The 11699-nt window shown below is 69.0% G+C and carries 12 protein-coding genes; 2 read left to right on the top strand and 10 right to left on the bottom strand.

What is annotated here, in order from left to right; translation table 11 throughout:
• Positions 1-8: 8 nt before the first annotated feature.
• A complete protein-coding gene (locus AC25YV_RS08465) occupies positions 9-1058 on the top strand; it encodes an aminotransferase class V-fold PLP-dependent enzyme (RefSeq protein ID WP_488123383.1) in 1050 nt (349 codons plus the stop codon).
• Here AC25YV_RS08465 and AC25YV_RS08470 read toward each other — a convergent pair.
• Genes AC25YV_RS08470 through AC25YV_RS08490 form a run of 5 tightly spaced genes read right to left on the bottom strand, consistent with a single transcriptional unit; the run spans position 1055 to position 6812 of the window.
• Entirely contained in the window at positions 1055-2296 is a 1242-nt protein-coding gene (locus AC25YV_RS08470) for an MFS transporter (RefSeq protein WP_488123384.1), read from the bottom strand. The two genes, AC25YV_RS08465 and AC25YV_RS08470, sit on opposite strands and share 4 nt — an antisense overlap.
• A complete protein-coding gene (locus tag AC25YV_RS08475; RefSeq protein WP_488123385.1) occupies positions 2289-3062 on the bottom strand; it encodes a fumarylacetoacetate hydrolase family protein in 774 nt (257 codons plus the stop codon). The genes AC25YV_RS08470 and AC25YV_RS08475 overlap by 8 nt, the downstream gene beginning before the upstream one ends.
• A 3-nt stretch (positions 3063-3065) precedes the next feature.
• Positions 3066-4172, bottom strand: a complete 1107-nt coding sequence (locus AC25YV_RS08480) for a branched-chain amino acid aminotransferase (protein ID WP_488123386.1) — start codon at positions 4170-4172, stop codon at positions 3066-3068.
• Between the two features lie 45 nt (positions 4173-4217).
• Positions 4218-5270: a 3-isopropylmalate dehydrogenase gene (locus tag AC25YV_RS08485; RefSeq protein WP_488123387.1), complete on the bottom strand. Its 1053-nt coding sequence runs from the start codon at positions 5268-5270 to the stop codon at positions 4218-4220.
• Between the two features lie 9 nt (positions 5271-5279).
• Positions 5280-6812: an MFS transporter gene (locus AC25YV_RS08490; protein WP_488123388.1), complete on the bottom strand. Its 1533-nt coding sequence runs from the start codon at positions 6810-6812 to the stop codon at positions 5280-5282.
• Between the two features lie 66 nt (positions 6813-6878).
• Here AC25YV_RS08490 and AC25YV_RS08495 point away from each other — a divergent pair, with 66 nt between their 5' ends.
• Positions 6879-7424, top strand: coding sequence for a TetR/AcrR family transcriptional regulator (locus tag AC25YV_RS08495; RefSeq protein ID WP_488123389.1), 546 nt, complete (start codon positions 6879-6881; stop codon positions 7422-7424).
• Positions 7425-7442: 18 nt separating this feature from the next.
• On the opposite strand, the gene serA is transcribed toward AC25YV_RS08495, so the two are convergent.
• The 5 genes from serA to ilvN all read right to left on the bottom strand — a co-directional run bounded on the left by serA (position 7443) and on the right by ilvN (position 11699).
• Positions 7443-9047: a phosphoglycerate dehydrogenase gene (gene serA, locus AC25YV_RS08500; protein WP_488123390.1), complete on the bottom strand. Its 1605-nt coding sequence runs from the start codon at positions 9045-9047 to the stop codon at positions 7443-7445.
• Positions 9048-9169: 122 nt separating this feature from the next.
• Entirely contained in the window at positions 9170-9505 is a 336-nt protein-coding gene (locus AC25YV_RS08505; protein WP_488123391.1) for a bacitracin resistance protein, read from the bottom strand.
• A complete protein-coding gene (locus tag AC25YV_RS08510) occupies positions 9502-9981 on the bottom strand; it encodes a DNA polymerase III subunit gamma/tau (protein WP_488123392.1) in 480 nt (159 codons plus the stop codon). The genes AC25YV_RS08505 and AC25YV_RS08510 overlap by 4 nt, the downstream gene beginning before the upstream one ends.
• A gap of 92 nt (positions 9982-10073) precedes the next feature.
• Entirely contained in the window at positions 10074-11099 is a 1026-nt protein-coding gene (ilvC, locus tag AC25YV_RS08515) for a ketol-acid reductoisomerase (RefSeq protein WP_488123393.1), read from the bottom strand.
• A 90-nt stretch (positions 11100-11189) separates the two neighbouring features.
• The gene (gene ilvN / locus AC25YV_RS08520) at positions 11190-11699 is read right to left on the bottom strand and encodes an acetolactate synthase small subunit (protein WP_488123394.1); all 510 of its coding nucleotides are present in this window, start codon (positions 11697-11699) and stop codon (positions 11190-11192) included.

An 11699-nucleotide genomic window follows, 5' to 3' on the forward strand; every position in this document is an offset into this window, starting at 1 on the left:
CTGGAGGCATGGACATTCTGCTCTCGGCACGCGCCGCTTTCGACGGGGGCAGCGGCTACCTTGCAGCCTGCACCGCGGGTCTGCCGCCCCGCGCCGCCCGCGACGCCGTCATTGCCGACACCACTGCGGCCGCCCGCGGTGACATCGACATCGCGGGATACTGCGACATCGTCGAGCGGTCGCGCGCCCACTTCGCCCGGCTCGTCGGTGTCGGCGCAGACCGTGTGGCGATCGGCGCGCAGGCGTCGGTATTCACGGGCCTCGTTGCGACCGCCGTCCCCGACGGCGGCGAGGTGCTCGTGCCCGAGGGAGATTTCTCGTCGGTCGTGCGGCCCTTCGCGCACGCGGGGCGCGGAATCCGCCTGCGCACCGCGCCGCTCGACGAACTCGCCGGGGCCATCACCGCGTCGACCTCGCTCGTCGCGTTCTCGATCGTGCAGTCGGCGACGGGAGACGTCGCCGATGTCGACGCGATCCTCGCGGCGGCCGGCGAGGTCGGGGCGCGCACGTTCGCCGACGCGACGCAGGCGGTCGGCTGGCTGCCGGTCGACGCCGAGCGCTACGACGCCGTCGTGTGCCACGCCTACAAATGGCTCTGCGCACCGCGCGGAGTCGCCTTTCTCGCGGTGTCGCCCCGCTTCGCGCGCGAGATGACGCCCATCTTCGCCGGGTGGTACTCCGGTGCCGACCCGTGGGTGTCGTGCTACGGACACGAGTTCGACCTCGCCGCCGACGCGCGGCGGTTCGACGTGTCGCCGGCGTGGCAGGCCTTCATCGGAGCCGAGCCGGCGCTCGCTCTGTTCGCCGGCCTCGATCGCGACGCTGCCCACGACGAGACCACCCGGCTGGCCGCCCGCTTCCGCGACGGGATGGGTCTGGCGCATCCCGCACGCGCGAGCGCGATCGTGACATGGGCGGATGCCGCGGGCGACGACCTCGCGGCCCTCGCGGCGGCGGGGATCACGGCGTCGGGGCGGGCGGGCCGCGCCCGTGTCGCCTTTCACATCTTCAACGACGATGACGACGTCGACGGGGCGCTGCTCACACTCGGGCGCTAATCCCGCGCGGTCACGAAGCGGCCGGCCGGGGACAGCGCAACGACGGCGATGACGGCGACTCCCGCGACGAGAGCGAGTCCGCCGTAGCCGATCCACCCGAGGACGATCCCGGCGAGGATCGCGCCGGCGGCTCCGACGATACTCATCGCGAAGTCGCTGAGCCCTTGCCGTCGCGTGCGCCGCTCTTCCGAGCTCGCCTCGGTGAGCAGGGTCGAGCCCGCGACGGTCGAAGCGCTCCAGCCGAGCCCGAGCAGCACGAGGCCGACCGTCACGGCGATCGTCGATTCCTGACCGAACGACGCCGTGAGAAGCGCCGCGACGAGCAGCGCCTGGCCGACCAGGATCGTGCGCACTCGGCCGATCCGATCCGCCAGGATGCCGAAGACGGGTGCGAGGGCGTACATGCCGGCGATGTGCAGGCTGATCGTCATCCCGATCACGACGAGGTCGGCTCCGTGGTGCAGCAGGTGCACCGGTGTCATCGCCATGACCGACACCATGACGCCGTGTGTGGCCGCGACGGCGAAGATCGCGTAGCGCGCGACGCGCGGGCGGTCCGGCTTGGCGATGGGGGCACCCGCGCCCCCCGCGCGATGGGCGACGACGCGCTGGGCGAGCAGCAGCGGATCGGGACGCAGAGCGAACAGGTACAACGCGACGCCGAGCGCCTGCCCCACGATCGTGAAGATGTACGGACCCGTCAGCGCGGGCATGCCGATGAGCGACCCGAGAGCCTCACCGGGCCCGGTCAGGTTGGGCCCGAGGACCGCCCCGATCGTCGTCGCCCACACGACGATCGACAGGTCACGGCCCCGCGTGCGGTCGGTCGCGAGGTCGACTGCGGCGAACCGCGACTGCAGATTGGCGGCCTGACCGCCGCCGATGAGCAGGAACCCGGTCAGCAGGAAACCGAACGAGCCGGCACCGACGGCGGCGATGACGATCGCGACGCCGATCAGAGCGACCAGCATGCCGATCGCGAGAGAGATGCGGCGGCCGAACCGGCGGGCGAAGGCGGCCAGCGGCACGGCGACGACCGCCGTGCCGAAGGTGACCGCCGCTGCTGCGAGCCCCGAGAGCGTCTCATCGCCGGACACTTCGGCCGCCAGCACCGCGCCGAGCGAGATCGTCGCTCCGAACGCGATTCCGCCGAGGATCTGCCCGAGGGAGAGCACCCAGACCGAGCGCCGCTGGACGCGGGCTACATCGTGATCGAGGAGCGAGGATCCCTCAGGCATCCGCGGCGCGCACGGCGTTTCGCAGGACGCCCAGCCCCGTGATGTCGACTTCGACGATGTCGCCGGAGGCAAGCGGACCGACCCCGGCGGGCGTGCCGGTGAGGATGACATCGCCCGGCAGCAGCGTGAACGCCGCAGAGGCGTAGGCGATGACATCCGCCAGCGGGAAGATCATGTCGGTGAGCGGCGCCTGCTGCTTCACCTCGCCGTTCACGCGCGTCGAGAGCACGGCGTCGCCCGTCAGATCGAAATCCGTCTCGATCGCGGGGCCGAGCGGGCAGAAGGTGTCGAAGCCCTTTGCGCGCGCCCACTGTCCGTCGCTCTTCTGCAGGTCGCGTGCCGTGACATCGTTGGCGATCGTGTACCCGAAGACGTACTCGAGCGCACGCTCGGCCGGCACGTTCTTGGCGACGCGGCCGATGACGGCTGCCAGCTCGCCCTCGAAGTCGACGCGCTCCGACTGCGGCGGCATGACGATCGAGTCACCGGGTCCGATGACGGCCGTGTTCGGCTTGAAGAAAAGCAGCGGCGCCGTGGGCACGTCGTTGCCCATCTCGGCGGCGTGGTCGCGGTAGTTGCGGCCGACGCACACGATCTTCGAGCGGGGGATGACGGGGGCGAGCAGGGCGACATCGGCGAGCGGCACACGCTCACCCGTCGTGTCGAACCCGGCGAACATGGGGTCGCCGGCGAGTACGACGAGGTCGCTCTCATCGACGATGCCGAATCGGATCGTCTCGTTGTGGCGGAACCGGGCGATGCGCACGTGTCAGCCGTCCAGTCGCGTGAGCCAGCCGTGCCGGTCTTCGCGGCGCCCGTACTGGATGTCGGTGAGCTCTTCGCGCAGCGACATCGCGAGCTCGCCGCGCGGCTGCACGTCTTCGAAGTCGCTCCCCTTGAGTACCCCGATGGGGGTGACGACGGCCGCCGTTCCGCAGGCGAACACCTCGACGATGTCACCGGATGCGACGCCCTCACGCCATTCCGTGAACGGCATCGTGCGCCGTTCGACCGTGTGGCCGCGGTCGGCCGCCAGCTGCAGGATCGAGTCGCGCGTGATCCCCTCGAGGATCGAGTCGGACTGCGGAGTGACGATGCGCCCGTCCTTATAGACGAAGATCACGTTCATGCCGCCGAGCTCTTCGATGTTGCGGTCGTGGTCGAGGAACACGACCTGGTCGCAGCCCTGCTCGTGGGCCTCGGCCTGCGGCAGCAGCGAGGCGGCGTAGTTGCCGCCGGTCTTGGCAGCACCCGTGCCGCCACGGCCGGCGCGCGCGTACTCTTCGCTGAGCCAGATCGAGACCGGCTGCACGCCGCCCTTGAAGTACGCACCGGCGGGCGATGCGATGAGGTAGTACGCGACCTTCTGTGCGGGGCGAACACCGAGGAACGCCTCTTTGGCGAACATGAAGGGTCGCAGGTAGAGGCTCTGGTCTTCGCCGGAAGGCACCCAGTCGCCGTCGACGGCGACGAGCTCGCGGATCGACTGCAGGAAGTACGCGACGGGCAGTTCGGGCAGGGCGAGCCGTCGGGCGGAGCGCTGCAGCCGGAGGGCGTTCTGCTCGGGACGGAATGTGTGCACCGACCCGTCGGCGTGCCGGTAGGCCTTGATGCCCTCGAAGATCTCCTGCCCGTAGTGCAGCACGGCTGCGGCGGGATCCAGGGCGATCGGACCGTACGGCTGCACGCGCGGGCGGTGCCACCCGCCGCCGGTGGACCAGCAGATGTCGACCATGTGGTCGGTGAAGTTCGTGCCGAAGCCCGGGTTCGCGAGGATCTCGGCGCGCTGCTGCGGCGTCTTGGCTGCGAGGTTGCGGGTGACGGCGAACTCGAGCGTCTCGAGGCCGGCGTCGGTTTCTGAATCGATGAGGGTCATGTCACGTCCTGGCTGGTGAGTGTCGACGCGGTGCGCGGTTACAGATTACGCCTGCAGGCGTGCCGCGATCGCGTCGCCGATCTGGGAAGTCGTGCGGGTCTGTTCGCCCCGATCCGCGATGTCTGCTTCGACGGCACGGGTGACGCGGGCGGATTCGTCCTGCAACCCGAGATGATCAAGCAGCAGTGCGATCGACAGGATAGCGGCAGTGGGATCGGCCTTCTGCGCTCCCGCGATATCGGGTGCCGAGCCGTGGACGGGCTCGAACATCGAAGGGAACGTGCCGTCGGGATTGATGTTTCCCGAGGCGGCGAGGCCGATGCCACCGGTGACGGCGCCGGCCAGGTCGGTGAGGATGTCGCCGAACAGGTTGTCTGTGACGATCACATCGAAACGCTCAGGGTCGGTGACCAGGAAGATGGTCGCGGCATCGACGTGCAGGTAGTCCACCTCGACGCCCGGATGCTCCGCGGCCACGGCATCCACGATGCGCTTCCAGATCCCGCCGGCGTGCACGAGCACGTTGGTCTTGTGCACGAGCGTGAGCTTTCGGCGACGCCGTTCAGCGAGATCGAACGCATAGCGCACGACGCGTTCGACGCCGAAGGCCGTGTTGACCGATGTCTCGTTGGCGACTTCGTGCGGTGTGCCCTGGCGGATGGACCCGCCGTTGCCGACGTACGGTCCTTCCGTGCCCTCGCGCACGACGACGAAATCGATGTCGCCGGGGTCGGCGAGCGGTCCCGGCACTCCCGGGTACAGCTTTGACGGGCGCAGGTTGACGTAGTGGTCGAGTTCGAAGCGCAGCTTCAGCAGCAGCCCGCGCTCGATGTTGGCGTCCTTCAGACGGGGATCGCCGGGCACTCCCCCGACGGCGCCGAGCAGGATCGCATCCTGCGCTTTGATCGCCTCGAGATCCCCGTCACTCAGGGTGTCGCCGGTGGCGAGGAAGCGCGCCGCTCCGAGATCGAACCGGGTCTTGTCGAAGCGGATGCCGGTGCCCGCCGTCGCGGCATCCAGGACCTTTTCGGCCTCGGTGATCACTTCGGGACCGATGCCGTCGCCGGGAATGACGGCCAGCTTCACAACTCGCGACATTGCTTCAGCCTAGCGGCGGCGACCGAGCATCCCTGCGGCGATGACAGCGGCCAGGACGACGAGGCCCGCGCCGATCAGCGCCGTCACGACGACGCCGGAATCGAAGGCGTGGGCCGCCGCTTCGCGGAGCGCGTCGCCGGTCGCGCTGTCGAGGCCTTCCGCGACGTGCACGGCTCCCGCGAGCGTTTCGCGCGCCGCGCTCTCGGCCGCGGCGGAAAGCCCCTCGGGCAGAACGAGGCTCGTGCGATACAGCGCGGTCAGGATGCCGCCGAGCACGGCCGTGCCGAGCACCGCCCCGAGCTCGTAGGCCGTTTCTGACACCGCGCTCGCGGCGCCGGCCTTCGCCGGCGGAGCGCTCGCGAGCACGAGTTCGTTCGAGACCGTCTCGGCGGCACCGATCCCGATGCCGAGAGCGACGAACGCGGCGATCAGCAGCCCCAGCGTGTCAGGCCCCGTCGAGAACACGACCATCACGTAACCGAGGACCGAGAATGCCAGCGCCGACGGCACGATGATGTGCGCGGGATACCGCTTGGCGATCGGCACGACGAGCAGACCCGCCGCGATCATCGCCGTGAGACCGGGAACGAGTGCGAAGCCCGCCATCATGGGGCTCAATCCCATGATGAGCTGCAGGTGCTGCGCGACGAAGAAGAGGAATCCGACGAGCCCGATGACGCTCAGCAGGTTGACGAGCAGCGCTCCGCTGAACGTCGGATTGCGGAAGAGCCGCATGTCGAGCATGGGCGTCTCGGCGCGCAGCTGTCGGCGGACGAACAGCCAGCCGAAGGCGATCCCGGCTGCGAACAGCACGGGCGCGAGGCTCAACGGCCCGTACACGGCGAGCTCCTTGATGCCGTAGACGATCGGAACCAAGGTCGCCATCGACAGCATGATGCTCACGACGTCGATCCGGCCCGGCTTCGGGTCACGGCTCTCGGGCACGAGGAGCGGCGCGAGAACGAGCAACGGCACCAGCACGGGGACGGACATGAGGAACACCGAACCCCACGCGAAGTGCTCGAGCAGGATGCCCCCGACGATCGGCCCGAGAGCGGCCCCCGCCGAGAACATCGACGCCCACACCGCGATGGCGAAGCGCCGCTGATCGCGGTCGGTGAAGATCGTGCGCAGCAGCGACAGCGTCGACGGCATCAGCATCGCGCCGAAGACGCCCATGCCGGCACGCGCGGCGATGAGGAGAGCGGCCGTCGGCGCGAACGCGGCGAGCACCGAGACCGCGGCGAATCCGGTGGCGCCGAGCAGCAGCATCCGCCGCCTGCCGAACCGGTCGCCGAGCGTGCCCATCGTGACGAGCAGGCCCGCGAGTACGAGCGGGTAGGCGTCGATGATCCACAGCTGCTGCGCACTCGTCGGCTCGAGATCGAGCGCGATGGCGGGCAGCGCGAAGCTCAGCACCGTGTTGTCGACCGAAACCAGCAGCACGGGAAGCATGAGCACGACCAGCGCCGCCCAGCCGCGCCAGCCGACCCGCTGCTGGTGCTCTGCGCGAATCGCAGCCGTGATGGGACCCGTCGTCATGGAATGCCTTTCTAAACCGTCCAGCCGGTATAGTAACAGGATGTCGACAGTGTCCGGGGGTCGCGCATGAGCCGCCCTCCCCTCGCTCGCGAGAAGGTGCTCGACGCCTTCGAATCGCTCCTGATCGACGACGGCGCACGTGCCGCGACGATGGATGCCACGGCTCGCACCGCCGGTGTCTCCAAGGGCGGCCTGCTCTATCACTTCGCATCGAAGGACGCCCTCGAGCAGGGCGTGCTCCACCGCCTGCGCGTGCTCGCCGACGAAGACGTCGCCGCGATCCTCGACGCACCCGAGGGCCCCGTTGCGCATTTTCTGCGCTCATCGGTGCTCGGCGGCACGCCGCTGGACCGCGCGATCGTGGCATCCGCCCGTCTCGCACAGGGCGGCAACGCCGCCGCGGGCGACGCGCTGCGCGACCTGCGCGAACAATGGGCGGACGCGCTGCGGCCGTACGCGCCCGACGGCGCGGCGCTTGACCTGGTGATGCTCGTGAGCGACGGTCTCTACTTCAACACCGCGCTCGCAGGCGGCGCGATCCCGGGCCCGACGCCCGAGGGCGCCGAGCTCGACGCGCTGATCGCACTCGTCGAGCGCGCGATCAGCCTCTGACCGGGCACGGCCCGGCCGTCAGGACTCGGTGATCTCGATCTGACGGAAGAGGTCGGCCTGGATGGCCGCGCTCACATCCTCGAGCAGGCCCTCGGGCGCCGGGGAATCGATCGTGAGCACCGAGAGGGCCTGACCGCCGGCCTCGCGGCGCGCGATCTGCATGCCGGCGATGTTGATGCCGGCCTCGCCGAACTTCTGACCGTAGATCGCGACGATGCCGGGGCGGTCCTGGTAGACCATGACGACGTGGTTGCGCTCGATCGGCAGCTCGATCGCGTAGCCGTTGATGTCGACGATCTTCTCGATCTGCTTCGTGCCGGTCAACGTGCCCGACACCGACAGCTGGGATCCGTCCGAGAGCGCACCGCGCAGTGTGATGATGTTGCGGTACTCGGGACTGTCGTCGTCGACGAGCAGGCGCACCTCGATACCGCGCTGCTCGGCGAGCAACGGCGCGTTGACGTACGAGACCGTCTCGCTGACGATGTTCGTGAAGAGGCCCTTGAGCGCGGCGAGCTTCAGCACGCTGACGTCGTAGGCGCTGAGCTCGCCGTGAACCTCGACGTCGACCGACGTGAGCGGGGAGTGCGCGAGCGCGGCGAAGATCTGGCCGAGCTTCTCGACGAGCGGGATGCCGGGTCGCACGTAGGGGTCGATGACTCCGCCCGCGACGTTGACGGCGTCGGGCACGAGTTCGCCGCCGAGTGCGAGGCGCACCGAACGGGCGACCGAGACTCCGGCCTTCTCTTGCGCTTCGTCCGTCGAGGCACCGAGGTGCGGGGTGACCACGACGTTGGGCAGATCGAGGAGCTTGCGGGCGGGACCGCCCTCGACGGGGGGCTCGGTCGTGAAGACATCGAGGCCCGCACCGGCGATCTCACCCGTCGTGAGGGCTTCGAACAGCGCTTCCTCGTCGATGAGGCCACCGCGGGCGACGTTGATGACGTACGCCGTCGGCTTCATACGGCGCATCTGATCGAGGCCGATCATGCCCGTCGTCTCAGGGGTCTTCGGCATGTGGATCGTGAGGAAGTCGCTCTGCTCGAGCAGTTCGTCGAGCGTGACGAGCTGCACACCGAGCTGCTGTGCGCGCGCGCTCGTGACGTACGGGTCGTACGCGATGACGCGCATGTCGAATGCCTGCAGGCGGGCAGCGATGAGCGCGCCGATGCGGCCAAGGCCGACGATGCCGACGGTCTTCTCGAACAGCTCGGTGCCCGTGTAGGCGCTGCGCTTCCACTCCCCCTGTGCCAGCGAGGCGTGCGCGGCGGGGATGCGGCGCGCGAGCGACAGGATGTGGCCGATCGTCAGCTCGGCGGCCGAGATGATGTTGGACGTCGGGGCGTTGACCACCATGACGCCCGCCGTGGTCGACGCCTTGATGTCGACGTTGTCGAGCCCGACGCCGGCACGGGCGACGACCTTGAGCACCGGTGCGGCCTCGAGGGCCTCGGCGTCGATCTTGGTCGCGGAGCGCACGAGGACGGCGTTGGCGTCAGCCAGCGCGGCCAGCAGCGCGGGGCGGTCCGTCCCGTCGACGTGACGCACGTCGAAATCGGGACCGAGCGCGTCGATCGTGGCGGGTGAGAGTTGTTCGGCGATGAGAACGACAGGCTTCGTCACGGTGAATCCTTCGGGTGCTGTGCGACGGCAGATCAGACTGATGCCACGCCGCACGCCATTGGGACGAGGCTGGCGCCCAGCCTAGCGCGCCCGAACACGTTTCTCTGACCGTGCGACGCCGCTCAGCCGTACAGCGCGAAGCTCGTCGCGGCGTACGCGAGGATGTCGAGCCAGAACACCGCCGAGAGCCCGAGCCCTGCCAGGAGCAGCAGAGCGAACTGCCAGGCCGGGCGCCGCCAGCCGAGCGCGAACGCCGCCGCGAAGATGATGATCGGAAAGGCCACGGCCAACAGCAGCACGAACCAGCCGAAGGCGTTGAGCCCGAGGTTGCCCCCGGCCTGCAGCAGGAGGAAGTCGAGGGCGCCCCAGACGGCGTACGCGTAGAACAGGCCGAAGGCGCCCGCGATCGTGGCGATGAGCCACGTGGGCATGGCGGCGCGACGTGTTGCCGTGCTCATAGCGGCCCCGCCCCCACCATCAGGAACGGCCACGGAACGAGCAGCACAGCCCCCGCGGACAACCATGCGAAGCGCTGCCACGCCTTCATCCCACGGGTGAGCAGGTAGGTCGTGGCGAACCAGACGACCGGCGCCGCGGCGGCGAGGACGAACGAGGCGAAGTAGAACGGGGCCGGCACCGCACCCAGAGCGTAGAGCTGCAGTCGCATCCCGCCGAGGAGCCAGCCGATCGTGTAAAGCAGGTAGATCCCGCCGAAGACGCCGAGGAACAGCAGCGCCGTGTTGCTCATCGCGGCGGGCGCGGGTGCCGCCGCGTCGCGTCGCCCCTGGGCCGCGGTCTCGAACTCCGCGCTCCCCTTGCCGACGACGGAGTACCCGGGGGGCAGGTCGGAGTCGGGCAGACGCTGGGGTGCGTCGAGGGTCGGGTCATCATCGCCGTCCCAGGCGAGGGCATCCTGATCCGCATCGCGATCCACGCGTCCCAGCGTAGTCGGGCGCGCACCGATGACGTCGGGAAACGCCGACGGGCGCCCCGCGAAGGGACGCCCGTCGGTGAAGCCAGACGAGATCAGCGCGCGGCGCTGCCCTCGGTGTAGCCCTCGTCCTGCTGCTTCCACGCGAAGAGCGAGCGCAGTTCGCGGCCGACCGACTCGATCGGGTGCGACGCGGCCTTGTCGCGCAGTTCGGCGAACTCGATCGCGCCGTTGTCCTGGTCGTCGATGAAGCGCTTCGCGAAGGCACCCGACTGGATGTCCGCGAGCACAGCCTTCATGTTCTCCTTGACGCTCGGGTCGATGACACGCGGACCCGAGACGTAGTCGCCGTACTCGGCGGTGTCCGAGATCGACCAGCGCTGCTTGGCGATTCCGCCCTCCCACATGAGGTCAACGATCAGCTTGAGCTCGTGCAGCACCTCGAAGTACGCGATCTCGGGCTGGTAGCCCGCTTCGGAGAGCGTCTCGAAGCCGTACTGGACGAGCTGCGACACACCGCCGCAGAGCACGGTCTGCTCGCCGAAGAGATCGGTCTCGGTCTCTTCCGTGAACGTCGTCTTGATGACGCCGGCGCGGGTGCCGCCGATCGCCATCGCGTACGACAGTGCCGTCGCCCACGCCGTGCCCGACGCGTCGCGCTCGACGGCGATGATGTCCGGGATGCCGCGACCGGCGACGTACTCGCGACGCACCGTGTGGCCGGGGGCCTTGGGGGCGACGAGGATGACGTCGACGCCCTCGGGCGCGTCGATGTAGCCGAAGCGGATGTTGAAGCCGTGCGCGAAGGCGAGCGTCTTGCCGGGAGCCAGGTTCGGCTTGATGTAGTCGTTGTAGATCCCGCGCTGGTGCTGGTCGGGCGCGAGGATCATGATCAGATCGGCCCAGGCGGTCGCATCCGCGACGTTCATGACCTGGAAGCCCTCGTCGGAGGCCTTCTCGATCGACTTCGAGCCCTCCTTGAGCGCGATGACGACCTCGACGCCCGAGTCGCGCAGGTTCAGCGCGTGAGCGTGACCCTGCGAGCCGTAGCCGACGATCGCGACCTTCTTGTTCTGGATGATCGAGAGGTCGGCATCGGCGTCGTAGAAGATCTCAGCCATGGTTTTCTCCTTTTGCTTCGGTCCCCGAGCTTGTCGAGGTGTCGTGACCGGTCCGTCGACGAGTTCAGGAGCCGGAGTGTGTTCGTGTGGTCAGCCGCGCAGGACGCGCTCGGTGATGCTCTTGCCGCCGCGTCCGATCGCGAGCAGGCCGGACTGGGCGAGCTCTTTGACGCCGAAGGGCTCGAGGGCGCGCAGGAACGCGTCGACTTTGCCCTTGTCGCCCGTGACCTCGACGACGAGTGCGTCAGGCGCGTAGTCCACGACCTGTGCCCGGAAGAGATTGACGACCTCGAGCACGTTGGACCGCGTCTGGTTGTCGGCGCGGACCTTGATCAGCATGTGCTCGCGCTGCACCGATGATGCGAACTCGAGCTCGACGATCTTGATGACGTTGACGAGCTTGTTGAGCTGCTTCGTCACCTGCTCGAGGGGCAGCTGATCGACATCGACGACGACCGTGATGCGGGACAGTCCCGGCACTTCGGTGACGCCCACGGCGAGGGACTCGATGTTGAAGCCGCGACGGGCGAACAGGCCCGCGACGCGGGTCAGCAGACCCGGCTTGTTCTCGACGAGAAGGCTCAGAACGTGCGTGGGCAT

The sequence above is a fragment of the Microbacterium sp. Y832 genome (genome assembly GCF_057669765.1).